Annotated in this window: 21 protein-coding genes; 17 read left to right on the top strand and 4 right to left on the bottom strand. The window is 71.7% G+C overall.

Features of this window, described 5'->3' with window-relative positions; all coding sequences use genetic code 11:
• Positions 1 to 36: 36 nt before the first annotated feature.
• Positions 37 to 1,080 carry an Rv2578c family radical SAM protein gene (locus AC5P1C_RS20645; RefSeq protein ID WP_493867347.1) on the bottom strand — a complete coding sequence of 348 codons (1,044 nt, stop codon included), beginning with the start codon at positions 1,078 to 1,080 and terminating at the stop codon, positions 37 to 39.
• A 200-nt stretch (positions 1,081 to 1,280) separates the two neighbouring features.
• Between AC5P1C_RS20645 and AC5P1C_RS20640 the strand changes: the two genes are divergently transcribed.
• From AC5P1C_RS20640 to AC5P1C_RS20620, 5 genes are all read left to right on the top strand, one after another.
• The gene (locus AC5P1C_RS20640) at positions 1,281 to 1,724 is read left to right on the top strand and encodes an SRPBCC family protein (RefSeq protein ID WP_493867346.1); all 444 of its coding nucleotides are present in this window, start codon (positions 1,281 to 1,283) and stop codon (positions 1,722 to 1,724) included.
• Between the two features lie 217 nt (positions 1,725 to 1,941).
• Positions 1,942 to 4,356 carry an MFS transporter gene (locus tag AC5P1C_RS20635; RefSeq protein WP_493867345.1) on the top strand — a complete coding sequence of 805 codons (2,415 nt, stop codon included), beginning with the start codon at positions 1,942 to 1,944 and terminating at the stop codon, positions 4,354 to 4,356.
• A gap of 151 nt (positions 4,357 to 4,507) precedes the next feature.
• Positions 4,508 to 6,940: an ATP-binding SpoIIE family protein phosphatase gene (locus AC5P1C_RS20630; RefSeq protein WP_493867344.1), complete on the top strand. Its 2,433-nt coding sequence runs from the start codon at positions 4,508 to 4,510 to the stop codon at positions 6,938 to 6,940.
• Between the two features lie 112 nt (positions 6,941 to 7,052).
• A complete protein-coding gene (locus tag AC5P1C_RS20625; RefSeq protein ID WP_493867343.1) occupies positions 7,053 to 7,781 on the top strand; it encodes a class I SAM-dependent methyltransferase in 729 nt (242 codons plus the stop codon).
• Positions 7,781 to 8,293 (top strand): hypothetical protein, encoded by a 513-nt coding sequence (locus AC5P1C_RS20620; RefSeq protein ID WP_493867342.1) that lies wholly within the window; start codon positions 7,781 to 7,783, stop codon positions 8,291 to 8,293. Before AC5P1C_RS20625 ends, AC5P1C_RS20620 begins: the two co-directional genes overlap by 1 nt.
• A 14-nt stretch (positions 8,294 to 8,307) precedes the next feature.
• On the opposite strand, the gene AC5P1C_RS20615 is transcribed toward AC5P1C_RS20620, so the two are convergent.
• Complete coding sequence (locus AC5P1C_RS20615) at positions 8,308 to 9,777, bottom strand: MFS transporter (protein ID WP_493867341.1); 1,470 nt, start codon at positions 9,775 to 9,777, stop codon at positions 8,308 to 8,310.
• 66 nt (positions 9,778 to 9,843) lie between these two features.
• Here AC5P1C_RS20615 and AC5P1C_RS20610 point away from each other — a divergent pair, with 66 nt between their 5' ends.
• Positions 9,844 to 10,485 (top strand): TetR/AcrR family transcriptional regulator, encoded by a 642-nt coding sequence (locus tag AC5P1C_RS20610; protein WP_493867340.1) that lies wholly within the window; start codon positions 9,844 to 9,846, stop codon positions 10,483 to 10,485.
• A gap of 243 nt (positions 10,486 to 10,728) precedes the next feature.
• Here the strand turns inward: AC5P1C_RS20610 and AC5P1C_RS20605 are convergent, their stop codons facing one another.
• A complete protein-coding gene (locus tag AC5P1C_RS20605; RefSeq protein WP_493867339.1) occupies positions 10,729 to 11,826 on the bottom strand; it encodes a LysR family transcriptional regulator in 1,098 nt (365 codons plus the stop codon).
• Between the two features lie 186 nt (positions 11,827 to 12,012).
• Between AC5P1C_RS20605 and AC5P1C_RS20600 the strand changes: the two genes are divergently transcribed.
• The 11 genes from AC5P1C_RS20600 to AC5P1C_RS20550 all read left to right on the top strand — a co-directional run bounded on the left by AC5P1C_RS20600 (position 12,013) and on the right by AC5P1C_RS20550 (position 24,553).
• Positions 12,013 to 13,482 (top strand): MFS transporter, encoded by a 1,470-nt coding sequence (locus AC5P1C_RS20600; protein ID WP_493867338.1) that lies wholly within the window; start codon positions 12,013 to 12,015, stop codon positions 13,480 to 13,482.
• A 29-nt stretch (positions 13,483 to 13,511) separates the two neighbouring features.
• Positions 13,512 to 13,997, top strand: a complete 486-nt coding sequence (locus AC5P1C_RS20595; protein WP_493867337.1) for a pyridoxamine 5'-phosphate oxidase family protein — start codon at positions 13,512 to 13,514, stop codon at positions 13,995 to 13,997.
• Positions 13,998 to 14,062: 65 nt separating this feature from the next.
• Entirely contained in the window at positions 14,063 to 14,896 is an 834-nt protein-coding gene (locus AC5P1C_RS20590) for a M55 family metallopeptidase (protein WP_493867336.1), read from the top strand.
• Positions 14,889 to 16,241: a M20/M25/M40 family metallo-hydrolase gene (locus AC5P1C_RS20585; RefSeq protein WP_493867335.1), complete on the top strand. Its 1,353-nt coding sequence runs from the start codon at positions 14,889 to 14,891 to the stop codon at positions 16,239 to 16,241. The genes AC5P1C_RS20590 and AC5P1C_RS20585 overlap by 8 nt, the downstream gene beginning before the upstream one ends.
• Positions 16,242 to 16,277: 36 nt before the next feature.
• The gene (locus AC5P1C_RS20580; RefSeq protein ID WP_493867482.1) at positions 16,278 to 18,266 is read left to right on the top strand and encodes a S9 family peptidase; all 1,989 of its coding nucleotides are present in this window, start codon (positions 16,278 to 16,280) and stop codon (positions 18,264 to 18,266) included.
• A complete protein-coding gene (locus AC5P1C_RS20575; protein WP_493867334.1) occupies positions 18,263 to 19,186 on the top strand; it encodes a S66 peptidase family protein in 924 nt (307 codons plus the stop codon). The genes AC5P1C_RS20580 and AC5P1C_RS20575 overlap by 4 nt, the downstream gene beginning before the upstream one ends.
• Before the next feature lie 197 nt (positions 19,187 to 19,383).
• Positions 19,384 to 21,192 (top strand): alpha/beta fold hydrolase, encoded by a 1,809-nt coding sequence (locus AC5P1C_RS20570; RefSeq protein ID WP_493867333.1) that lies wholly within the window; start codon positions 19,384 to 19,386, stop codon positions 21,190 to 21,192.
• Between the two features lie 155 nt (positions 21,193 to 21,347).
• The gene (locus tag AC5P1C_RS20565; RefSeq protein ID WP_493867332.1) at positions 21,348 to 21,596 is read left to right on the top strand and encodes a LapA family protein; all 249 of its coding nucleotides are present in this window, start codon (positions 21,348 to 21,350) and stop codon (positions 21,594 to 21,596) included.
• A complete protein-coding gene (locus AC5P1C_RS20560) occupies positions 21,593 to 21,904 on the top strand; it encodes a hypothetical protein (protein ID WP_493867331.1) in 312 nt (103 codons plus the stop codon). Before AC5P1C_RS20565 ends, AC5P1C_RS20560 begins: the two co-directional genes overlap by 4 nt.
• A gap of 20 nt (positions 21,905 to 21,924) precedes the next feature.
• The gene (locus AC5P1C_RS20555; RefSeq protein WP_493867330.1) at positions 21,925 to 22,524 is read left to right on the top strand and encodes a GNAT family N-acetyltransferase; all 600 of its coding nucleotides are present in this window, start codon (positions 21,925 to 21,927) and stop codon (positions 22,522 to 22,524) included.
• 40 nt (positions 22,525 to 22,564) lie between these two features.
• On the top strand, positions 22,565 to 24,553 hold the full coding sequence (locus AC5P1C_RS20550; protein WP_493867329.1) for a DUF5107 domain-containing protein: 1,989 nt from the start codon (positions 22,565 to 22,567) through the stop codon (positions 24,551 to 24,553).
• A gap of 43 nt (positions 24,554 to 24,596) precedes the next feature.
• Here AC5P1C_RS20550 and AC5P1C_RS20545 read toward each other — a convergent pair whose 3' ends face one another.
• Positions 24,597 to 25,892 (bottom strand): amidohydrolase, encoded by a 1,296-nt coding sequence (locus AC5P1C_RS20545; protein ID WP_493867328.1) that lies wholly within the window; start codon positions 25,890 to 25,892, stop codon positions 24,597 to 24,599.
• Between the last annotated feature and the right edge of the window lie 25 nt (positions 25,893 to 25,917).

Genomic DNA, 25,917 nt, shown 5'->3' with positions numbered 1-25,917 from the left:
ATGACCTGAAAGGCGCAGCGAAGTGGGCCGATGGGCTCAGAGCAGGGTGAGCTGTGTGCCGCCGGGCGAGGCGGCAGCGGGCTCCGCCTGTTCCGGTACGCGGATGCGGCGGGCTGCGCCCCCGCGCGCGGGCCCGATGCCGAACTCCTCGGCCAGCTCGTGCACTTGCCGGGTGATCCGGCGCTGGTACCACTTGGGCGCGTAGGCACCCTCCGCGTACAGCCGCTCGTAGCGCCGCACGAGATACGGATGGTGCCGCTCGAGCCAGGCCATGAACCACTCGCGCGCCCCGGACCGCAGATGCAGCACGAGCGGTGTCACGGAGGTCGCCCCCGAGGCGGCGATGGCCCGCACGGTCGCCCGCAGCTGCTCGGGCCGGTCCCCGATGAACGGGATCACGGGCGCCATCAGGACTCCGCAGCCGATGCCGTGGTCGGTCAGCGTCCGTACGACGTCCAGACGTCGCTCCGGGGCGGGCGTGCCGGGCTCGACGGTGCGCCACAGCTCCCGGTCGATGAAGCCGACCGACACGGAGATCCCGACGTCGGTGACGGCTGCCGCCTGCCGCAGCAGATCGAGGTCGCGCAGGATCAGCGTGCCCTTCGTGAGGATGGAGAAGGGGTTCGCGTGATCGCTCAGGGCGGCGATGATTCCGGGCATGAGGCCGTACCGCCCCTCGGCCCGCTGGTAGCAGTCGACGTTCGTGCCCATCGCGATGTGCTCGCCGTGCCAGCGGGGCGACGCGAGCTGGCGGCGCAGCAGATCGGGGGCGTTGACCTTGACGACGATCTGGCTGTCGAAGCCGAGGCCCGTGTCCAGGTCCAGGTAGCTGTGGGTCTTGCGGGCGAAGCAGTAGACGCACGCGTGCGTGCAGCCCCGGTACGGATTGACCGTCCACTCGAAGGGCATGCGGGACGCCCCGGGCACTCGGTTCACGATCGTTCTGGCCCGGATCTCGTGGAAGGTGATTCCTGAGAACTCAGGTGTGTCGAAGGTCCTCGTGGTGACCGCGTCCGCGCCGAACAGCGCGGCATCCGCGACACCCCGTGACGACCCGTCGGCGAGGTTCTCCCAGCGCATGACGCCTCCTCGGTAGCACTGACCACAGAATAGAACACATGTTCCCTTGATCGTGCGACCTCATGCCCTCGGCGATCCCGGGGCGATCCGGGACGATCCCGAGGTGATCCCGGGGCGACCCCGATTTGAGGGCCCGGTGTGCAGGGTGGTTGGCTCTCCGTGAACACCCCGAGTGACAACCGAGTGCTGGAGGAAGTGCCATGGCGCAGGTCGAGGCGACCACGGAGCGGATCATCACGGCGCAGCCGGAGGACGTCTTCGACGCGCTTGCCGACTACGAAGGCACGCGCCCGAAGATCCTTTCGGAGCACTTCAGCGAGTTCGAGGTGCGTGAGGGCGGCGACGGCGAGGGGACGCTCGTCCACTGGAAGCTGCAGGCCACCAGCAAGCGGATCCGGGACTGCCTGCTCGAGGTCAGCGAGCCGACCGACGGGGAACTCGTCGAGAAGGACCGCAACTCCTCGATGGTCACCACCTGGAGGGTGACTCCGGCGGGCGAGGGCAAGGCGCGCGTGGTCGTCTCCACCGTGTGGAACGGCGCGGGCGGCATCGGCGGTTTCTTCGAGAAGACCTTCGCCCCCAAGGGACTTGGGCGGATCTACGACGAGGTGCTCGGCAAGCTCGCCGCCGAGGTCGAGAAGTAGGCCGAAGCCCGGCGGGTCCTCAACTCCCGTAGCCCATCAGGGTCGTTGTCACGCTCACCGTTTCGAGTGGTTTTCTGTTCGGGGCAGTTGTACGGCGTAGGGCTCCCACCGGCGCATTCGTGTGCCGGACCCCATTTAGGGGCGACTCGTCGCGCTTGCTCGCAGTTGTCGCGTAATGCGAGAAATGTGCGGCGCAGGCGTGACGAGGGGAGCAGACGTGGGCGGCACAACGCTGGTGAAGGGCGCCGAGCAGGGGCCCGTCGAGGGGGCCGTGGCCTCGGCGCCACCGGAAACGCGGGAGGTGCCACCCCAGGAGCACGTGTCGGCGACAGCAGGGCTCAGCCCCGCACGCGTCCGGATGGTCTTCGTCGGGCTCATGCTCGCCCTGCTGCTCGCCGCGCTCGAGCAGATGATCGTCGCCACCGCGCTCCCGAAGATCGTCGGTGAGCTGCACGGCCTGGACAAGATGTCCTGGGCGATCACCGCCTACCTGCTCACGTCCACGATCGGGCTGCCCATCTACGGCAAGCTCGGGGATCTCTTCGGGCGCAAGGGCGTCTTCCAGTTCGCGATCCTCATCTTCATCGTCGGCTCCGCGCTTGCCGGTTGGTCACGGACGATGGACCAGCTCATCGCCTTCCGCGCCCTCCAGGGCGTCGGCGCGGGCGGCCTCATGATCGGCGTACAGGCGATCATCGCGGACATCGTGCCGCCCCGGGAACGCGGCCGCTACATGGGACTCATCGGCGCCGCGTTCGGCCTCGCGTCGGTCGCGGGACCGCTGCTCGGTGGCTTCTTCACCGACCACGTCACCTGGCGCTGGTGCTTCTACTTCAACGTGCCCTTCGGCCTCGTCACCTTCGCCGTCGTCAGCTTCGGGCTCAAGCTGCCCAAGCCCACCGCGAAGGCCCGACTCGACGTGCTGGGCGCGCTGCTACTCGCCTCCGCCTCCACCTGCCTTGTACTCCTGACCAGTTGGGGCGGCACCGAGCACGCGTGGGGTTCGCGCGTGATCCTGGGGCTCGCGGCCGGGGCCGTCGCCTCGGTCGTGCTCTTCGTCGTCGCCGAACACTTCGCCGCAGAACCGATCATCCCGCTGCGCCTGTTCCGCGATTCCGTCTTCAACGTCACCGGTCTGGTGGGCGTGGTCGTGGGCATCGCCCTCTTCGGAGCGGCCAGTTACCTGCCGACCTTCCTCCAGATGGTCGACGGCGCGAGCGCCACCGAGTCCGGACTGCTCATGCTGCCGATGATGGGCGGCGTCGTCGGCGCCTCCATCCTCTCGGGCCAACTCATCAGCCACACAGGGCGCTACAAGATCTACCCGGTCATTGGCGGCATCCTGTCCGTCATCGGCATGTGGCTGCTCTCCCGGCTCGAGGTCGACACGCCCCGGCTGCACTACAGCATCTGGATGGCCGTACTCGGCGCGGGCGTCGGCCTCGTCATGCCCGTGCTCATCCTCGCCGTGCAGAACGCGGTGCGCCCCGCCGACCTCGGCACGGCCACCAGCGCCAACAACTACTTCCGGCAGATCGGCGGCAGCGTCGGCGCCGCGATCTTCGGCACGCTCTTCGCCGACCGGCTCGCGGACTCGCTCGCCGACCGCATCCCGGCCGGCGCCGGCCTCCCCGACCCCGAGGCCATCACCCCGCAGCTCGTCCACGCGATGCCCGCCCCACTGCGCGAGGGCTACATCGAGGCGTACGCCGACGCGATGCCCCGCATCTTCCTCTACCTGGTGCCGGTGCTCGTACTCGGCCTGCTGATCACCTTCTTCCTCAAGGAGACACCCCTGTTGTCCAGCGCCGCGTCCCAGGACGCCCCCACGGCCGAGCCCACGCCCATCCCTCAGGCCCGCACGGCGTACGCCGCCGGGGTGCCCGTCTGCGGCACCGTGCAGCACCCGGACGGCACCGTCGTGCCCCACGCCGCACTGACGCTCATCGATGTCGCGGGGCAGCAGATCGGCCGCGGTGCCAGCGGCCAGGACGGCCGGTACGCGCTGTCCACGCCGGGCTCTGGATCGTTCGTCCTGATCGCCGCCGCCGGCGGGCACCAGCCGCAGGCGGTCACCGTCACCGTCGGTGAGCGCCCCGTGGAGCTCGACGTCGTGCTCGGCGGTGCCGGACGCCTGGCGGGCAGCGTGGTCACCGCCGACGGGACGCCGGTCAGGGACGCGGCGGTGACCCTCACCGACGTACGCGGAGAGGTCGTCGCCACCACCCGCAGCGGACGCGAAGGCGGCTACGTCATCACGGAGTTGGTGGCGGGGGAGTACACCCTCGCCGCCAGTGCGCCCGCCTTCCGCCCCGCGGCCCTGCCCGTCAGCGTGCAGGCATCGCGCGAGACCCGGCAGGACGTCGAACTCGCGGGCGGCGCCGTCCTGCGCGGGACCGTGCGCGCGAGCGGCGGGCGGCCGGTGGAGGACGCGCGCGTGACGCTGCTCGACGCGGCGGGCAACGTCGTGGACACCCTCACGACCAGGGAGGACGGCACCTTCCGGTTCATCGACCTGTCGTCCGGCGAGTACACGGTCATCGCCGCGGGCTACCCGCCGGTGGCCACCGTGCTCCAGGTCGCGGGCGGCGGGCGCACGGAGCGCGATCTCCAGCTGGGGCACGAGGACTAGGGCCCTGTCCGACGGGAGCGGCGGGAAAATACCCGCCGGAGGCGCCCCAGCGCGGCCCAATTCCCCTATTGCACCGCACGGCAACCTCTGCCGGTCGTACGGTGGTCGGGGCGGCGCAGGGCTTCGCGGTGCGCCGGAAGGAGTGTTGGCCATGGAATACGGCAGCCCGGACGGGCCGGTGGCGCAGCATGCCGTGGCCGGCCGGATCCCGCTCGCCGTGGTCGTCATCGACGGCGCGGGCCTCGTCTCGCACTGGAGCACCGGCGCACGCAAACTGTTCGGATACTCCAAGGAGGCGGCCGTCGGCAGCCCGGCGGGCGACCTGCTCCCGGTGGCCGGGGCGATCCCGGAGGAGCGCGCGCACTACGGCGAGTACGACGGCCTGGGCCCCGACCTGGGGACCTCCCTCGACGGACACATCTCGTACCCCGCCGCGGGCCGGGCCAGGCTCTCCGTGCCCGATGGCGATGACCACCGCGTGGACGTCCTGTGGTGGGCGTACCCACTGATCGGCCCCGGAGCCGAGCGGCTGCTCGTGCTCGCGGCGGACGCCGAGCGCCTCGCCGACGACGAAGGCCACGAGCCGGGCCAGGTGGAGCGGATAGCGCCCGGGTTCGCCCTGCACACGGACTTCCCCGGAGCCGACGAGCTGGCGCACGGGCTGCCCGAGATCCTGCCCAGCATGAGCGTGGGCGAGAGCTCCCGCATCGTGGCGCAGATCCTCGAACTGGGCTATCCAGTCCTGGAGTTCAGCAAGCACGACCGCGTGCCCGTCACCCCGAACTGGGGCGTGCCGCGGCGCGCCGAGCGCAAGGCGCGCAGGCTGCGCGCCCAGCGGGCCGCCGCGGAGGGCGGCGACACGGCCGAACCCGGCAGCACGCACGACGAGGCCGAGGACATCGAGTACGCGGCGGTGCGCGAGCGCCTGGAGTTCCTGAACGAGGTCAGCGGGCGCATCGGTTCCTCGCTGGACCTCTCGCAGACGATCATCGAGGTCAGCCGGGCCGTCGTGCCGCGGTTCACGGACGTCGCGGGCACCTATCTGCGCGAACAGGTCGTCGCGGGCGAGGGCTTCCCCGAGGGCCCGCCCGACGAGACCACCCTGTGGCACCGGGTCGCCGTGGAGCACACGGACGAGCCGGGCCGCTGGGACGACGTGGTGCCCGTCGGCGAATCCATGCCGTTCCCCGCGCACACGCCGTTCTTCCAGTGCATGACCTCCGGCGATCCGGTCCTCGTACCGCGCATCACGGAGCAGATGGGCAACGCGATCGCCGCACAGTTCGAGAAGCGCGACATCCGCCCGCTCATCAACCACCGCTCGATGCTCGTCGTACCCCTGAAGGCCCGCAATGTGGTGCTCGGGTTCATGATCCTGCTGCGCCACCAGGAGCGGCCCGTCTTCAACGACATGGACCGCGTCACCGGGGCCGAACTCGCCGCCCGCGCGGGCCTCGTGCTCGACAACGCCCGCATGTACACCTACCAGGAGAGCGTCGCCGACACCCTCCAGGACAGCATGCTGCCGCACATCGAGCCGCGCATGACGGGCTGCGACATCGCCACGCGCTACCTGCCGGGCACGCTGCTCGGCCGGGTCGGCGGCGACTGGTTCGACTCCGTGAAACTGCCCGGATCGCGCACCGCGCTCGTCGTCGGCGACGTGATGGGGCACGGCCTCAACTCGGCGGCGATGATGGGTCAGTTGCGCACGGCCGTGCAGACCATGGCGGCGCTTGACCTGCCGCCCGCCCAACTCCTGCGCAATCTGGACGACTTGGCGCAGCGGCTCGGCGAGCACTACCTCGCGACGTGTCTGTACGCGGTCTACGACCCCATCGCGAGCGAACTGCACCTGGCCAATGCCGGACACATCCCGCCCGTCCTGGTCCGCGCCGACGACGGCCGCAGCGAACTCCTCGACCTGCCGACGGGGGCGCCCATCGGCGTCGGAGGCGTGCCCTTCGAGGCGGTCACCGTACGCGTGGCGCCCGGCGACCGGCTCCTGATGTGCACCGACGGCCTCGTCGAGGTGCGCGGCGAGGACATCGGCGTCGGCCTCGCCACGCTCACCGAGTCCGCGGCCCACCCCGCCGCCTCCATGGACGACGCCTGCGACACCATCATCCGCGCGCTCAACACACGCGGCGGGCGCAAGGACGACGTGGCCCTCCTGATGGCCCGTCTGAACGGCGTCGCGGACGAGGACGTCGCGGGCTGGCGGCTCGCGCTCGACCCGAGCGAGGTGAGCAGGGCGCGCGAACTTGTGCGTGGACAGCTGCGCATCTGGTCCCGCGCCGACCTGTCCGAGACCGCCGAGCTCCTGGTCGGGGAGCTCGTCACGAACGCCGTACGGCACTCGGTGAGCCGTCACGTCGAACTCCGCCTTGTCCGCTCCGGATCGACGCTGATCTGCGAGGTCGAGGACGACGACCACACCCTGCCGACGCTGCTGAGCGCGGGCCCCGGCGACGAGTTCGGGCGCGGGCTGCGGATCGTCAGCGTGCTCGCCAAGGAGTGGGGGACCAGCCGTACGAACTCCGGCAAGACCGTGTGGTTCGAACTGGCCCCGCCTCGAAGGTGATGTGAAGGCGCGGCGATTGATTGCGCCGTTGACTTGCCCGCGCACCCAGGGCGCGGTAGACCGATCTCGCCGTCGGCTTCGGCGGTCGTCGTCGCACCCTGGGGAGCTGGGCATGAGCGTCACGAGTCGGTACAAGGAGGCCTGGGAGGGGTTCTGGCGGGACGCCCCCGGGGAACCGGGGGCCGTCTTCTGGGACGCCGAACCCGCGCTCACCGTCGGCATCCATCTCGCCCTCTTCGAACCGCACATGGTGGCGGTCGGCCTGCCCGTCGTGGACCTCGGCTGCGGCAACGGCACCCAGACCCGCTTCCTCGCCGACCGCTACCCGCGCGTCCTGGGCGCCGATCTGTCCGCCGCGGCGCTGCTGCACGCACGGCGCGCCGACCCCGCGGGGCAGGTCGACTTCAGACAGGTCGACGCCGTGGAGAAGGCCGAGGCCGAGCAACTGCACGCGGAACTCGGCGACGTGAACGTCTATATGCGCGGGGTGCTCCACCAGTGCGAGGAGGCCGACCGGCAGCCGCTCGTCGACGGCATCGCGGCGCTGCTCGGTGAGCGCGGCAGAGCGTTCGTCGTCGAGCTCGCCGAGGCCGCGGGGACGGTCCTGCGCGGCCTCGCCCAGCGCCCCGAAGGGCCGCCGCCGAAGCTGGCGCCGGTGTTCGCGCACGGCATCGCGCCGGGTGACGTCGCGGACGCCGCGGTGCCTCAGTACGTCGAGGCCGCGGGCCTCACGGTGCTCGCGCAGGGTGAACTTCCGCTCACGACCACCGAGTTCACACCGGACGGCACGCGGATCGAGCTGCCGTCGAAGTGGTTGGTGGTGGGTCGTAGGGTGACCTGATGGGTCTCATCGACAAACTGACCGGCACCAGGTACCCCGCCAGCGGTGTCGCCCCGCGCACCGCCGAGGAGGTGCGGACCGCGCTGCTCGGGCTCAACGGCCCTGACGTGCCGTACCTGATACGCGAAGGCATCCCGGCCGAAGGCGCCGACCTGGTGGCCGAATGGCGGGTCCTGGAGCCCGCCTGGCGTACCTTCTTCGTCCGGACCCAGCTGGACCGCACCCTCAAGACCCGGATGCGTCTGCTGCCGGACAGCCACGAGGTGCGCACCGTCGACGAGCAGAGAGAGGTCTCGTGGGTCGGGGACACCCCCAGGCTCGCCACGTCGCGTGAGTACGCCCGTGGGCAGGTGACCGCGAAGAGCTGGAGCTGGACGTACGAGCGAGGGGCCGACGGCAAGCTGCACAAGAAGGAGACGTTCCGTTTCGACCCCGCCGAGATGAAGGACCCCCTGCGGGACGCGGTTCTCGGCGCGGGGTGGGTGTGGCGGGGAGTGGTGTTCAAGCTGTGAGCGGCATAGCGGCATTAGCGGCCAGAACGGCCTGAGCCCACGACTCGGGACGCCTTCGGCCTGATCCGTCGCGCCGCGACCACCCCAGCGGCCGCCATCACGCCCGTCAGCGCGAACGTGGCCGTCAGGGCCACGGACGTGGAAGCCCCGTGGACGTCGGCCAGGGAGACCGCGGCGCCGCCCAGGCCGCTGAGCACCGCGACCGCCAGGGTTTGGGCGAGCTGCATCGCGCCGCTCGCCTCGCCCTGCCGGTCGGCCGGTGCCTGCTCCATGGCGTCCGTGGTCGCGGCGTTGAAGGCCACTCCCATGCCCGCGCCGCCGATCGCCCACCCGGCTACGGCGGTCAGCGCGGGCACGGCGTCGACGAGGATGCCGAGCGCCATCACCACGATTCCCGCGAGGAGCACGGCGAAGCCCGCCGCGATCGGCACCGCACGCGAGCGACCGCCCCAGCGCACGTCCGCCCTGCCCTGCCAGGCCGCCCCGAGCACCCAGGTGATCGCGCCCGCCGAGAGCCCGAGCCCGGCTTCCGTGGCGCTCAGGTCACGCAGTCGTACCAGGCCGAGCGGCAGGAACGCCTCGCTGCCGAAGTATGCCCCGCAGAGCAGGAAGCGCAACACGACGCCGGTCGGCACCCCGGGACGCACGGTGAGCGTGCCGGACGGCGTGACCGAACGCAGCGCGTAGATCCCTGCGGCGGCGCCCATCAGGGCCAAGGGGACGAGCAACGCAGGTTCGTGCAGCTGGAGTCCGGTGAGGAGTACCCCAGTGCCCGCGGCGAGCAGGACACTGCGTGCGACCGGTGTCGTCCACCAGCGGCCGTCCTTCACGCGGGCCGCGGTCGTGGCGCCCAGGTGGCGCAGCCGCGGCAGCACCAGTGCGGCGGCAGCGGCGATCAGCGGCAGGAGGAGCACGAACACGCCACGCCAGGAGATCTGGTCGGCGATCACGGCGGCGACGGTCGGTCCGACGAGGGAGGGGACGGTCCAGGCGCCCGAGACGAGCGCGAACATCCGCGCCCTCAACTGCTGTGGATACGCGAGGGAGATGACCGCGTAGGCCAGCGCCATGACGGCGCCGACGCCGAGCCCCTGCAGGAAGCGCCCGGCCAGGAAGGCGGGCCAGTTCGGCGCGGACCCGGCCACCGCGCAGCCGGCGGCGAAGACGGCGAGTCCGACGGCCAACGGCCTTGCGGGCCCCCGGAGATCGGCGGCACGCCCGGCGGCGACCGTACCGATCAGGTTGGCCAGCATCAGCGCGGACAGCCCCCAGCCGTAGGCGCCCAGGCCGCCGAGTTTCCCCGCGATCTCCGGCAGCACGGTGGCCACGCCCATCGACTCGAAGGCCACCAGGCCGACCGAGAGAACGATGCCCCAGGTCAGCGCCGCGTAGGGCGCGCGAAGCACGCTTTCGCGGCCGGTGTCGTACACGGGCTCGGGTGTGGTGGTGAGTGCCCGGTCGGCGGTCGATTCCTGCTCAGGCAAGGTCGCCCCTCCTTAACGTTTCGATCCGGAACGGAACGAAAGGTCATGCTACCTATACTGCTGCCCATGGCAACCCTCGATTCCGTCGGCCGCGCCGAACGCCCCACGGGGCGCCCCCGCGACTCCCGGCTCGACGGCGCCATCCTGACCGCGACGGCGCAGCTCCTGGAGGAGTCCGGCTACGCGCACCTGACGATGGAGGCGGTCGCGCGACACGCGGGCACCACTAAACCGGCCATCCGCCGCCGTTGGCCCTCCCGGCAGCGCCTCGTCGTCGCGGCCCTCGCCGAGACCATGGGCACCGCCCCCACCCCGGACACCGGCTGCACGCACTGCGATCTGATCGAGGGCATCGAGACCATCAGCCGCGCCTTCGGCGGCAACCTGGGCCGCCGCACCCTGCCCGCCCTGGTGGCCGACCTGGCCGACGACCCGGAGCTCGACCGCACCTTCGCCGAGACGATCTTCCACCCCAGAAGGGCCACCACCGAGGTGGCCCTGCGCCGCGGCATCGAGCGCGGTGACATCCGCCCCGACGCGGACATCGACCTGCTCCTGGACGTGCTCGCCGCCACCACCTACCACCGGGTGCTCTTCGGCCACGCCCCCGTGACCGATTCCCTCGCCCACGACGTCGTCATGACGGTGATGGGCGGCGCAGCCACACCGCGCTGGCGCGAGCACTATCAGCGGCGCCACGCCGACTGACGTGCCGAGGCCGGACGGCCGTGTCAGGATCACGGGCCGAGGCCCCCGCTGGACCGCCGGTGCCATGTCGATCTCGGCCCTCGCCGGATGGAAGCTGGTGGCCGCCGCCGTGCCGGGCGGGCCGCTGGGATGGGCGACCCCGGCACACGACGTCCTGCGCATCGTCACCCTCGTCGCCCTTGGCCTCGCCTTCGCCTGGTACGCGGTGCTCGTCGTCCGTGAACTGCGCCGGCCGCGCCCGCGCTACGACGTACGCCGCTGGGCCACCGTCTTCCCCTTCGGCATGACAGCCGTCGCCGCGCTCTCCACCTCCACGGCCGTCCCTGCGCTCTGGACCTGCGGGAAGGTGCTGCTCCGGCCCGCGCTCGCGGTCTGGGCCGTGGTCGCGGCCGGCGCGCTGCGTGCGGGGCGTGCCGAACGCGCGGGCGCCACGGTCCGGGGATCCGCCTGAGCCACGTCACGGGCCGCCTCGCCGGCGGTCCTGGCGAAGGTCTCGATCGCCCCGGTGCCGTGACCGGCCCGCCACACCAGGCCGTACCCGACCGGCTCGGCGTCGGCGAAGGGGACGTACGCGACACCGGGCCGGGTGAAGTACGTCCCGGTGTGCGCGGGAGCCAGGAACGCGCCCTTGCCGCCCGCGACCATCATCAGCGCCTCCTGCATGTTGGTCACGCCCGGACCGCGGCCGATCGGCCTGCCGGACGGGGTGCGCGAGGGGACGCGGTGCTCCAGCCAGTAGTCGGGCACCTCGCCGTCGATCGCCAGGAGCGGTACGTCGGCCAGGTCCTCCAGGGACACCGAGTCCCGCGCGGACAGGGGATGCGACGAAGCGATCGCCAGGACGCGCTCCTCCGCGAGCAGCGCGGGACCGCCGAACAGGTCCGCCTCGCGCACCGGGAACTCCGTGAGCTGCACGTCGAACTCGCCCTTGCGCAGCTGCCCGTACGGATCCCCGAGCGGCACCTCGCAGATCTCCACGGCGAGCCCCGGATGGCTCACGCGCAGCGCCTCCGTCGCCCGCATCACGATCTCGCCGGCCAGCGGATTGGCGAACCCGACGTGCAGCACGCTGTCGATGCCGCGCGCGGTGGCCGCGGCCCGTTCGACGGCGGCGTCGATGGCCCGGTGGTGCGGCTCCAGATCGGCGCGGAGCTGCCGGCCGAGCGCGGTGAGGGCGACGCGGCGGCTCGTGCGGATGAACAGCGGGGCGCCGACGCGGCGTTCCGTGCGCTGGATCAACTGGCTCACCCGGGCGCGGGACAGCCGCATGCGCTCGGCCGTCCTGCCGAAGTGCAGCTCCTCGGCCAGGAGCAGAAAGCACTCCAGTTCATCGCGTTCCATCGACGTCCCCCAGGCAGTTCGGTTCTGGTTCGGATCTGGCTCGGCTCTGGCTCGGTTCTGGCTCGGATCGGTAAGCCTGGTTGAACGAACGTTGCGATCTTCGCCGTTGTTCCGCCCGCACGCCCGAACGAAGGTGAGTGAGCCGGGAAAACCCCGGCACCATCGACGAGTTGGCGGAGAACCGACATGAGTACGCAGACAGAGTCATCGACCGGGGCGCCGGGCGCCCCGGCCGGCTTCAAGCGCCGCGAGTGGGGCGTCCTGCTCGTCCTGTGCGGCGCGATCTTCCTCGAAGGCATCGACGTGGCCATGCTGAACGTGGCCCTGCCGTCCATCCGCGCCGACCTGGGCCTGTCCACCGGGTCCCTGCAGTGGGTCATGAGCGCCTACGTCCTCGGATACGGCGGCTTCATGCTGCTCGGCGGCCGTGCGGCCGACCTCTTCGGGCGCCGCCAGATGTTCGTCCTGTGGCTCTCGGTCTTCCTGGTCTTCTCCGGGCTCGGCGGCTTCGCCACCGAGGGCTGGACGCTGATCGTCGCCCGCTTCGTCACCGGCGTCGCCGCGGCCTTCATGACCCCCGCGGGCCTCTCCATCATCACCACGGGCTTCGAAGAGGGCCCGCGGCGCAACAAGGCGCTGCTCTTCTACTCCGGCACCGCCGCGGGCGGATTCTCTATCGGCCTGGTCGTCGGCGGTCTGCTCACCGCGATCGGCTGGCGCTGGGTCTTCTTCGTGCCCGTGGTGCTCTCCGCCCTGATCCTGGCCGCCGCCCTCGCCTTCGTCCCGAAGTCCCCGCGCCCCGACCGCGCCGGGCAGAGCGTCGACCTGGTGGGCGCCGTCACGGTCACCGTCGCGATCGTGCTGCTCGTCCTTGGCGTGGAGCGCGCCTCCCACGCGAGCGGCGCGGCCACCATCGCCACCCTCGCCGCGGGCATCGCCCTCGTCGCCGTCTTCGTCGCCGTCGAGCGCCGCTCGGCGTCCCCGCTCGTCCGTCTGGGGATCTTCCGCAGCGGCGCCCTGGTCCGCGCCAACCTCTCGGGGCTCTTCTTCGCGGGCGGCTTCTTCGGATTCCAGTTCCTGGTCGTCCTCTACCTCCAGGAGCTGCGGGACTGGTCCACGCTGCAGACCAGCTTCGCGATGATCGTGGTCGGCCTCGACGCGGTGCTCTCGCCCACCCTCACCCCCAAGCTGGTCCAGCGCTTCGGCAACGCCCGGGTGATCTTCGGTGGTCTGCTGCTCGCCGCGCTCTCCTACGCCCTGTTCCTGCCGGTCGGCGCCGACTGGACGTACCTGGCGATGTTCCCGAGCCTGATCATCCTCAGCCTCGGCTTCGCCCTCACCTACGGACCACTCACCATCGTCGCCACCGAGGGCGTCAAGGAGGAGGAGCAGGGCCTGGCCGGCGGACTGCTCTACACCGCCTTCCAGTTCGGTGCCGCCCTCGGCCTCTCCACGGTCACCGCCGTCAACGTCTGGGCCACTCCATCCAGTTCACCCTCCGCGCTCCTCGACGGCTACCGCGCGGCTCTCTGGGTCCCGCTCGCCGCGGCCCTGCTCGCCGCCCTGATCAGTGCCTTCGGGCTGCGCTCGCGGCCGGGCTCGGTGACGGCGTCCGGCGAACCCGCCGGGCGCACCGAGATCCCCGCCGCCCACTGACACAGCACCCGACGACCAGGGAGACCGACATGCCCACCACCAAAGTCAGCGACTTCTGCGACCTCCAGGACACGTTCTTCTCGTACGTACGCGACATCAAGTACGCCACGATGATCACCGTCGACCGCGCGAACCGCCCCCGGGCCCGCGTCCTGCTCCCCGTCTGGGAGATCGTCGAAGACCGTCCTGTCGGCTGGCTCGCCGCCTACAGGACCCCCGTCAAGACGGCCCACCTGGCCGACAACCCGCACACCACCTACTCCTACTGGAACCCCCGCCAGAACACCGTCCACGTCGACGCCCTCTCCGCCTGGGCCGACGACGAGGCCTCCAGACGCCACGCCTGGGACCTCTACACCAGAGGAGGCCCGCCGGGCGTGGGCTACGACCCGGTCCACTACTGGCGCGGCGGCCCGGAGGATCCCGAGTACCACGTGATCCGCATCGAGCCCTGGAGGATCCAGCTGGTCCGCGGATCGGACCTGCGCAGCACCCTGTGGCAGCCGCGAACGTGAGGGCGCGCGACGCGGTCGCCGGCGGATCTGGTCCAGGAGTTGGCGAACGCGTAGCGTGAGGCGGCATGAAGATCCTGATCAGCGCAGACATGGAGGGGGCCACGGGCGTCACCTGGCCGGCCGACGTGCTGCCCGGTACGCCGCAGTGGGAGCGGTGCCGTTCGATGTTCACCTCGGACGTCAACGCCGCCGTGCTCGGCTTCTTCGACGGGGGCGCCGACGAGGTGCTCGTCAACGAAGCCCACTGGACCATGCGCAACCTGCTCCTGGAGAACCTCGACGAGCGGGCCCAGATGCTCACCGGGCGGCACAAGTCCCTCTCCATGGTCGAGGGCGTCCAGCACGACGACGTGGATGGCATCGCCTTCATCGGCTACCACGCGGGCGCCGGCATGGAGGGTGTGCTCGCGCACACCTACCTCGCCAACTCGATCACCGGCGTGTGGGTCAACGGCGACCGGGCCAGCGAGGGACTGCTCAACTCCCACGTCGTCGCCGAGTACGGAGTGCCGGTCGTCCTCGTCACCGGCGACGACCTGGCCTGCGAGGACGCGCTCGGCTACGCACCCGGCGCGCTGAAGGTCGCCGTCAAGGACCACGTGTCGCGGTACGCGGCGGTCTGCCGCACCCCGCGGCGGACCGCGTCCGACATCCGGGCCGCGGCGAAGGAGGCCGCGCAGCTCGCCGTGCGGCACGATCCGGTCCAGGGCGGACCGTTCACCGTGGAGCTGGAATTCGACGCCGAGCACCTGTCCATGGCGTCCACCGTCGTGCCGGGCGTGCGCCGCACCGGCGAGCGCAAGATCGCGTACACCAGCGAGACCATGTACGAGGGCATTCGAACCTTCAAGGCGGTCACGACGATCGCCTCGGCGGCTGTGGAGGAGCAATATGGCTGAGGAGCAGCCGGGGCATCAGGCCACCGGACACGTCGACGGGCAAGCGCTCGACGAGGTCGTCCGGTTCACCTCAGAGCTCATCCGCATCGACACCACGAACCGGGGCGGCGGCGACTGCCGCGAGCGGCCCGCCGCCGAGTACGCCGCCGAGCGGCTCGCGGGCGCCGGGCTCGAGCCGACGCTCCTGGAGCGCACACCGGGGCGTACGAACGTCGTCGCGCGGATCGAGGGCACGGACCCCTCGGCCGACGCGCTGCTCGTGCACGGGCACTTGGACGTCGTGCCCGCCGAGGCCGCCGACTGGAGCGTGCACCCGTTCTCCGGGGAGATCCGCGACGGCGTCGTCTGGGGCCGCGGCGCCATCGACATGAAGAACATGGACGCGATGATCCTCTCCGTGGTGCGCGGCTGGGCGCGCGCGGGAGTGCGGCCACGGCGGGACATCGTGATCGCGTTCACCGCCGACGAGGAGGCGAGCGCCGAGGACGGATCCGGGTTCCTCGCCGACCGGCACGCGTCCCTCTTCGAGGGGTGCACGGAAGGCATCAGCGAGTCCGGCGCCTTCACCTTCCACGACGGACGCGGCAATCAGCTCTACGCCATCGCGGCGGGGGAGCGCGGCACCGGCTGGCTCAAGCTGACCGCGCGAGGCAAGGCGGGCCACGGCTCGAAGGTGAATCACGCCAACGCCGTGAGCAACCTCGCGGCGGCGATCTCGCGCATCGGGGAGCACCGGTGGCCGGTGCGGCTGACGCCGACGGTCCGGGCCGCCCTGACCGAACTGGCCGCGCTGTACGGGGAACAGGCCGACCTGGACGCCCCCGGGTTCGACGTGGACGCGCTCCTGGAGAAGCTGGGCCCGGCCGCTGACCTGGTCGCCCCGACCGTGCGCAACAGCGCCAACCCGACGATGCTGCAGGCCGGTTACAAGGTGAACGTGATCCCCGGGGAGGCCGTCGCCTACGTGGACGGCCGGTTTCTGCCAGGAGGAGAGGAAGAGTTCGCCGCCACTCTTGACCGGCTCACCGGAGCGGACGTCGACTGGGAGTTCCACCACCGTGAGGTGGCGCTGCAGGCGCCGGTCCAGTCGTCGACGTACGCGAAAATGCGGGCGGCCGTCGAGGAGTTCGCGCCTGAGGGACATGTCGTGCCGTACTGCATGTCCGGCGGCACGGACGCCAAGCAGTTCTCACGGCTCGGCATCACCGGCTACGGCTTCTCGCCGCTGAGGACACCGGAGGGCTTCGACTATCAGGCGCTCTTCCACGGAGTCGATGAGCGCGTACCGGTCGACGCGCTGCACTTCGGCGTCCGCGTACTCGACCGCTATCTGAGAACGGCCTAGGGAACACAACCGATCATGGGGGAAGAGAAGGACATGATGGAGACCCAGGCTTACGGATCATGGCCATCACCCATCGACGCGGCACTCGCCGCCGCCCACGACGGCTCTCCGGCCCATGTGGGCTTCGTCGGGGACGAGGCGTGGTGGACCGAGCCGAGGCCGGCCGAGGGCGGCAGGCGCGCGCTGGTGCGGCGGCGTCCGGACGGCACGGAGGAGTCCGTGCTGCCCGAGCCGTGGAACGTGCGCAGCCGGGTCATGGAGTACGGGGGGCGTGCCTGGGCCGGGGCCGTGGGGCCGGACGGGCCGCTGGTGGTGTTCGCCGACTTCTCGGACCAGCGTCTGTACGGGTACGAGCCCGACACCCCCGGAGCCGTGCCGCGCCCGCTGACCCCGCTCTCCGGCGTGGGCGGCGGCTTGCGGTACGTCGACCCGTGCGTGCACCTGGACCGGGGCGAGGTCTGGTGCGTCCTGGAGGAGTTCACCGGGCAGGCGCCGACCGACGTGCGGCGGATCGCCGTCGCCGTGCCGCTCGACGGCTCGGCGGCCGGTGACCGCGCCGCGGTGCGTGAACTCTCCGACGACCGGCACCGGTTCATCACCGGGCCCCGGCAGTCGCCGGACGGCTCCCGCGTGGCGTGGATCGCCTGGGACCACCCCCGGATGCCGTGGGACGGCACGGAGCTTCTTGTCGCCGAGGTCCGCGAGGACGGCACGTTCGGCGCGCCGCGGGTGTTCGCGGGCGGCCCGGAGGAGTCCATCGCGCAGGTGGAGTGGGCGCCCGACGGGCGGCTGCTGTTCGTGAGCGACCGCACGGGATGGTGGAACCTCTACCGCGGTGACGCCTCCGACGGCGGGACGTCGGGAGTGCCGGTCTGTCCGCGCGAGGAAGAGTTCGGCGGGCCCCTGTGGGGGGTCGGCTTCGGCTGGTTCGCGCCCCTGGACAGCGGCCTGATCGCCGTCGTGCACGGCAAGGGCGCCACGGCGCTCGGCGTGCTCGACCCGGAGACCGGCGAAGTCGTCGACGCTGCGGGCCCCTGGACGGAGTGGTCGGCGACCGTCGCGGTGAACGGCACACGCGCGGTCGGTGTCGCGGCGAGCCCCCGCAGCGCGTACGAGGTCGTGGAGCTGGACACCAGCACCGGCCGCGCCCGCGTGATCGGCGCCGCGCACGACGACCCGGTGGACACCGCGTACTACCCCGAGCCGCGCATCCGCACCTTCAGCGGCCCGGCGGGCCGCGAGATCCACGCGCACGTCTACCCCCCGCACCACCCGACCCGCGTCGCCGCCGACGACGAACTCCCGCCGTACGTGGTGTGGGTGCACGGCGGCCCCACCGGCCGCTCCCCGCTCGTACTCGACCTGGAGATCGCCTACTTCACCTCGCGCGGCATCGGCGTCGCCGAGGTCAACTACGGCGGCTCGACCGGCTACGGCCGCGCCTACCGCAACCGCCTGCGCGAACAGTGGGGCATCGTCGACGTCGAGGACTGCGCGGCCGTCGCCCTCGCCCTGGCCGACGAGGGCACCGCCGACCGCGACCGCCTCGCGATCCGCGGCGGCAGCGCGGGCGGCTGGACCACGGCCGCCTCGCTGACCACGACGGATGTGTACGCCTGCGGCACGATCATTTACCCGGTCCTCGACCTCACGGAGTGGGGTGCCGGCGGGACGCACGACTTCGAGTCGCGGTATCTGGACTCGATGATCGGGCCGTTCGACGAGGTGCCGACGCGGTACGTGGAGCGCTCGCCCGCGGAGCACGCCGACCGGGTCAGCGTGCCCTTCCTGCTGCTCCAGGGGCTCGACGACGTGATCTGTCCGCCCGAACAGGCCGAGCGGTTCGTCTCCGAGCTCGAGGGGCGCGGCGTGCCGCACGCCTACATCGCCTTCGAGGGGGAGGGGCACGGGTTCCGGCGCGCGGACACGCTGATCCGCGCCCTGGAGGCCGAACTCTCCCTGTACGCCCAGGTGTTCCGCCTGAACCTGGCCGGCACGACGCCCACCCTGGAGCTCGCCAAGTGAATCCCCTGACGCGTCCCGCCCGCCTGACTCCCGGCGCACGGGTCGCCGTCGTCGCGCCCAGTGGCCCCCTTCCGGACGACCGGCTCCAGGCGGGCCTCGACATCCTGCGGGGCTGGGACCTGGAACCGGTCGTCGCCCCTCATGTCCTGGACCGGCACGAGCGGTTCGACTACCTCGCGGGCACGGACGCGGACCGCGCCCGTGACCTCCAGGAGGCGTGGTGCGACCCTTCCGTCTCCGCGGTGCTCTGCGCGCGCGGCGGCTACGGCACGGCGCGGATGGTCGAGTTGCTCGACTGGACGGCGATGCGGGCGGCGGGCCCGAAGGTGTTCGTCGGCTACAGCGACATCACCACGCTGCACGAGGCGTTCGCCGCGCGGATGGGTCTTGCGACGCTGCACGGTCCGATGGTCGCCGCCCTCGACTTCCTCAAGAACCCCCGCGCGCAGGAGCACTTGAGGGCCACGCTCCTCGCGCCGGAGCAGGTCCAGGTGATCGTGTCGGACGGCGCCGCGCTCGTGCCCGGCCGCGCTCGGGGCGTCACGCTCGGCGGCTGCCTCAGCCTGCTCGCCGCGGACATCGGCGCCCCCGGGGTGCGCACGTCGGCGCGGGGCGGGCTGCTGTTCCTCGAGGACATCGGCGAGGAGACGTACCGCCTCGACCGCTATCTCACCCAACTCGCCCGCGCGGGCCGACTGGAGGGGGTGAGCGGTGTCGCGCTCGGCTCCTGGGTGGACTGCGATCCGTACGACACGGTGCGGGCGCTGCTGCTCGACCGGCTCGGCGGGCTCGGGGTGCCGGTCGTCGAGGAGTTCGGGTTCGGGCACTGCGACGGGGCCCTGACGGTGCCGTTCGGGGTGGCCGGTGAACTGGACGCCGACCAAGGGACGTTGACGCTGGACGTGCCCGCGCTGTCGTGACGACGCAGTGCCGTGGGGGCGCCTGCGCCGGCGTGGTGACGCGCTGCCGCGCGGTCCCGACCGCGTACTGAATCCCCGTCAATTCCCGGCGAGAAACTCCTGTCACGAACGTTGACCCGAACCTGACACGTGTCACAGCATGACCCTGACCGGATACTTACCGGTCGGTAGTCGGCTGTCCTCAGCGTGGAGGTCTCGTGTCCCGTCGTACCGCATCCCGTCGTGCCGTCTCCCGCCCCCGCGCGCCGCTCGCCCTCGCCGTCGGCGCCGCGCTGGCCGCGCCCCTGGCGTTCGTGGCACCCGCGCCCGCGAGCGCCACCGGTCAATTCACGGTCACCCCGCTGAAGTTCACGGTCGAAGCGGGCGGCAGGACCTGCACCGTCGACGCCGACCTCTACCGCCCCGCCGGAGTGGACGCCGCACACCCCGCGCCCGCCGTCCTCACCACCAACGGCTTCGGCGGCAGCAAGTCGGACGGCGGGACGGCGGCCACCGGCAAGGCCTTCGCCGAGCGCGGCTACGTGGGGCTCGTCTACTCCGGCCTCGGCTTCGGCAAGTCGGGCTGCCTGATCTCCCTCGACGACCCGAAGACCGACGGCAAGGCGGCCTCCGGGCTCGTCGACTTCCTCGCCGGGAAGCGCGCGGCCGACGACGGCACGACGATCGGCTACGTCACCAAGGACGCCGGTGCGGATCCACGTGTCGGCATGATCGGCGGCTCCTACGGCGGGGCGATCCAGATGGCGACGGCCGCCGTGGACCGCCGGGTCGACGCCCTCGTGCCGATGGTCACCTGGAACGACCTGAGCTACTCGCTCAACCCGAACAACGCCGCCGACCGGAGCGTCCCCGGCGCCTCCAAGTGGCAGTGGATGAACGGCTTCTACCTCATCGGCGAGGGCCAGCCGCTCCTCGAGCCGAGCCTCGATCCCTCCCGCATCAACTCCCTCACCTGCCTGCACTTCGTCACGAAGGCCTGCGAGACGATCCGCACGCTCAACTCGGGCCGCTACCCCGCCGACAGGACCGAGGCCCTCCAGGAGTACGCGCGCAGCGTCTCGCCCGTCTCGTACCTGCCGCGGGTCAAGGCGCCGACGCTCCTCATCCAGGGCCAGGCCGACAGCCTCTTCAACCTCAACGAGGCGCAGGCGACGTACGAGACGCTCAAGGCGCAGGGCACCACGACGAAGATGATCTGGCAGTCGGCGGGCCACAGCGGCGGCGTCACCGATCCCGCGTCCGGTGAACTCAACCTCTCCGAGGGTAACTTGGAGTCGAGCTACGTCGGCAAGCGCATCCTCGCGTGGTTCGACCGCTACCTCCACCGGAAGAAGGGCGTCGACACCGGGCCCGCCTTCGCCTACTACCAGGACTGGGTCCCCACCGACAGTGGACCCAACGGCTCGTACGCGACCGCCGCGAAGCCGCCCGCCCTGAGCCAGAAGCTCTACCTGTCCGGTGACGGCAAACTCGTCGACGACCGCAAGAAGGTCGCGCGCGGCAGCCGCGAGTACCGGAACTGGCTGATCCCCACCAGCCACTCCGAGAGCTCCCTCGCGGGCCTGATCGGCCTGCCTGACCGGGCGCCCCGCGACACCAAGGGCACCTACCTCGACTGGACGAGCGAGCCGATGACCGCGGCCATGGACATGGTGGGCTCCGCGAAGGTCACCCTCAAGGTCGTGTCGCCCAGGACCGAGCGGGTGCAGGACTCCGGCGACGCGGCCGACAAGCTGGTCCTCTTCGCCAAGCTGTACGACATCGCGCCCGATGGCACGAAGACACTCGTGCACCGGCTCGTGGCACCCGTGCGGGTGCCGGACGTGACGAAGCCGTTCACCGTGTCGCTGCCGGGGATCGTGCACCGGTACGAGGCGGGGCACAAGCTGCGGTTCGTGGTGGCGGCCAGCGACGGAGCGTACGGGGGCAACAGGGGTGTGAAGCCGGTGACCGTCACCAGCGCGCCCGAGGACACCGGGGTGATCGAGCTGCCCGTCGTCCGCTGAGGGGCCGTCGGCGCCGCTTTCCGCTGCCGCGGGGGCTCACTCGTACGGACCAGACCCCCACCCCGGCGGGGCATCCACCGCGCGCAAACCCGGCCCAGCTGTCCATGCTGGTCACCGGGGGAGGCCGGTCGAAGCTCCGACGGAAGGTCCCACGTATGAGTCCCAGCACTTCCTCGGGCGGCTCCAAGGGCAGCTCGGGCGGCGGCGGTGGCGTCATGACGCCCGGCAGGATCGTCGTCCTCGTGGTCACCGTCCTCACCCTGGTCTTCATCTTCGAGAACACCCACCACACGAAGATCAGACTGCTGATCCCCGAAGTGACCATGCCGCTGTGGGTGGCGCTCCTCGGCACCGGCCTGATCGGCGCGCTGTGCGGGGCCTACTTCATCCGGAGGCGCAAGTGAGGGCCCGGCTGCGGCGCGCGGGAGTCGTCGCGGGCGTCGCGCTCGCGACGGGGGCCATGACCGTCACGGTCGCGGCGGCGGCCGGCCCCCCGATGCCGGACTTCCGGGGCAAGGGCCTGGTCCGCGTCTTCTCGAACCTGGACTACCGCACCAGCGTGGACGTGAACGACCTGAGCGGCTACCGCAGGCACGTGCTGTGGCCGCCCAGCTGGAAGGTCTGCACCCAGTCCCCGGCACCGGGCAAGGAGCTGAACGGGCAGCGGGTCACCATCGGCGTCGTGAAGAAGGCGGAGCGCTGCCCGGCCTAGGGGGCGGCTAGCGTGACCGGATGTCCGACAGCACCGACAGCACCGACAGCAGCTTCGGCAGGACTGTCCACCTCGCCGAGGGACCCCGCGTAGGCATACGGCCCTTCACCTACGCCGATGGCCCCGAGTTCACCGCACGCGCGAGGGAGAGCCGGGAGCTGCACCGCCCCTGGCTCTTCCCGCCCGTCACGGACGAGGCATACGCCGCTTACGCGGGCGCGTTCATCGAGGACCGGGCCAAGGCCGGGCTCCTGGTCTGCGAGCGTGAGGCCGGCGGCGCCATCGCCGGGTTCATCAACATCAACAACATCGTCGCGGGCGCCTTCCGGTGCGGTGCGCTGGGATACGGCGCCTTCGCGCACGCGGCGGGCCGGGGCCTGATGAGCGAGGGCATCGGACTCGTCACGCGGTACGCCTTCGACGTTCTGAAGCTGCACCGCCTGGAGATCAACGTCCAGCCCGGCAACACCGCTTCGATCGCGCTCGCCCGGCGCTGCGGCTTCCGGCTCGAGGGCTTCTCGCCGGACTTCCTCTGGATCGACGGGGCGTGGCGCGACCACGAACGATGGGCGCTGACCGCGACGGATCAGCGGGTGACGCGCGCCTTTGCACAATCCTGACCGGGATAGCCCCTGGTCGGGACGGCGTCGACCGTGTTCCATGGTGATCGTGACGACCACCGTGCGACGTGACGTACTGACGCTGCCCGCCGCCCCGTTGGGCCCCGAGAACCCCCTGCCGCCGCTGCGGCCGCTCCGTGAAGTGCACACGATGGACGAGCGCGGAAGAGACGGACTGCCGCGCGACATGGCGCGGCAGCTCGGTTACGAGCCGCTGCGCGGCGTGTTGCCGACGCGGGTGCTCGACGGGTACGGACGCGAGCGGACCGACACGACGCTCGACACGCTGGTCATCGAGAACGACCGGCTCCGCGCCACCGTCCTGCCGGGCTTCGGCGGCCGTGTCCACTCCCTCTTCCACAAGCCGACCGGCCGTGAACTCCTGTACCGCAACCCGGTGTTGCAGCCCGCCGCGTTCGCGCTCAACGGCGCCTGGTTCTCCGGCGGCATCGAGTGGAACATCGGCGCCACCGGCCATACGACGCTGTCCTGTGCGCCGCTGCACGCCGCGCGCGTGACGGCGCCCGACGGCGGCGAGATGTTGCGGCTCTGGGAGTGGGAGCGGCTGCGGGACGTGCCCTTCCAGGTGGACCTGTGGCTGCCCGAAGGCTCCGACTTCCTCCACGTCGGCGTCCGGATCCGCAATCCGCACGAGAAGGCCGTGCCGGTCTACTGGTGGTCCAACATCGCGGTGCCGCAGGAGCGCAGGGTCCTCGCCCCGGCCGACGAGGCCTGGCACTTCGGGTACGCGGGCGGTCTGCGCCGGGTGCCGGTGCCCGAGACCGACGGGGTGGACCGGACGTATCCGACGCGCAGCGAGTACGCGGCGGACTACTTCTACGACGTACCGGACCGGGCGCGCCGCTGGATAGCAGCGCTCGACGAGGACGGGCACGGCCTCGTCCAGACGTCGACCGACCTGTTGCGTGGCCGCAAGCTCTTCGTGTGGGGCACGGGTGCGGGCGGGCAGCGCTGGCAGGAGTGGCTGACGGATCCGGGCACCGGCGGGTACGCGGAGATCCAGGCGGGCCTCGCGCGGACGCAGCTGGAGCACGTACGCCTGGACGCCGAGAGCGAGTTCATGTGGCTGGAGTCGTACGGACCGCTGTCGGCGGAGCCAGGCCTCGTCCACGGCGGCGACTGGCGGGCCGCGCGCGATGAGGCGCAGGCGCGGCTCGCGGACGCGCTGCCGCGGGGTGCGGTGGAGGAGGCGTACGACGCGTGGCGGCCGTGCGCCGACACCGAGCCGGGAGAGGTTCTCGCCACCGGGTCCGGGTGGGGTGCGCTCGAAGTCCTGCGCGCGGACCACAAGTTGCCGGGTACGCCGTTCGCGGAGTCCACGCTTGGCCCCGAACAGGAGCCGTGGCTCGAGCTGTTGCGCTCCGGCGCGGTCCCCGAGCCGCGCCGGGTGGCTCCGCCGGGGCCGACCCTGGTCACCCCGCACTGGCGGGACATGCTGGAGACGGCGCCCGCGCGGCCGGTGGCCGAGTATCACCTGGGCGTGGCGCAGTGGCACGCGGGGGATCTGGCACAGGCGGTGCGCAGCTGGGAGCGCGGCCTCGAACTCGCCCCCTCGCGCTGGCCGTTGCTGCGGTGCCTCGCGGTCGCCGACCAGGACTCCGGCCACATCGAGCGCGCTGCCGACCGGTACGCGGAAGCCTTCGACGACCTGTGCCAGGAGCGTCGCGACGACGGCTCCCGGTGGACGGCCGTGAGCGCCGCGCTCGGCAGGGAGGCGATAGGGGTCCTGCTCGCCGCCGGGCGGCAGTCGGTGGCGCGCGGGGTGTGGGACCGCCTGAGCCCGGCGACGCGGGCGGAGGGCCGCTTCCGTCTCGTGGAGGTCCAACTTCTCCTTGCGGAGGGGGAGAAGGCCGCGGCGAGGGCGATATTCGACGAGGGCTTCGAGGTGGCCGACCTGCGCGAGGGCGCGGAGGTGCTCGGCGAGCTGTGGCACGCGACGACCGACGAGGAACTGCCCGCCCGCTACGACTTCCGGATGCGGGCGGATCGGGCCGCTTCGGAGGATTGAAGGTTCCTTGGGGGCGGGGCAGCCGCCCCCAAGGAGGCTTGTTCTAGGCCAACTCGCCGTTCCGGGCGACGACGTGGCCGCCGTGGACCACCATGTCCCGCTGTGGCATGTCCACCAGGGCCTGCTGTACGCCTTCGCCGCGGACGAGGATGAAGTCGGCGGGGGCGCCGGGCTTCAGGTCCGCGTGGTCCAGGCCCATCACGTCGGCGCCGCCGTGTGCGCCCACGTCGTAGCAGTCGGCCAGCTCCTCGTCGAGGCGGACATCAGTGACCCAGCCCAGGATGTGCGCACGGTGCAGCATGTCGGCGTTGCCGAACGGGCTCCACGCGTCGCGCACCCCGTCCGAGCCGAGCCCGACCCGCACCCCGTGCTCACGGAGCTTCGCGATCGGCAGGACCAGCGACTCGTTCGGCGCCACCGTGGTCAGCGAGATGTCCTGCTCGCCCAAGTCGGCCGCCATCGCGCCCAGTGCGGTGTCGGACAGATTCGGCAGGCAGAAGACGTGGCTGACCGTGACCTTGCCGCGCAGGGAGAGCGCGCGGGTGCGGTCGATGATGGCCCGCAGCACCTTCGTACCCTTCTCGTCGCGGTCGTGCAGGTGGATGTCCACGCCGACCCCGTGCCGGTCGGCGAGGTCGAAGACCAGGTCGAGCTGCTCGTCCATCGCGTTGTCGAAGCTGATCGGGTCGATGCCGCCGATCAGGTCGATGCTGCCGGAACGGGCCGCCTCCTCCAGGAGTTCGGCGGTGCCGGGGGACCGGATCACGCCGTGCTGCGGGAACGCCACGATCTGCACGTCGAGCGCGTGCCCCAGCCGTTCGCGGGCCGCGTTCACGCCCTCGACGCCGGCCAGGTCGTAGGCGGGCGCCACGTCCACATGGGCGCGCATCGCGCGGGTGCCGCGGGTCACGGCGTGCGCCATCAAGCCGTACGCGCGCTCGCCCACCGGCCGGGCCTGGCTCTTGAACAGCTCCACGTCCTGCGCGCAGTAGTCGGCGATGCCGCTCGCCGGCTTCCGCGTCACCCAGGAGCCGCCCCACGTCGTCTTGTCCGGGTGGATGTGGGCGTCCACGAGCGAGGGCAGCGCGACGCGTCCCCCGCCGTCGATCACCTCGGCGCCCTTGGGTGCCTTGCCGTCCGTGATCCGGCCGTCGATCACCGTGAGGTCTACGGGGGCCTTCGCGCCGAAGGGCCGGACGTCGCGGAACACCACGGCCTTGGGGTGGCGGCCGCCGCCGCGGGACGAGGCGGTGGCCGGGGAGCCGGCCGCCATGGCGGCACCGGTGCCGGCGAACGCGGCGGCGGCGCCGAGCACGCCGCGACGGGAGAGAGGCGTCATGGGGATCTCCTTCAGGGTGGGGTAC

The sequence above is a fragment of the Streptomyces sp. A18 genome (assembly GCF_059026065.1).
Note: the sequence above shows the minus strand (reverse complement) of the source record. Positions and strands in the feature narration are given on the sequence as shown.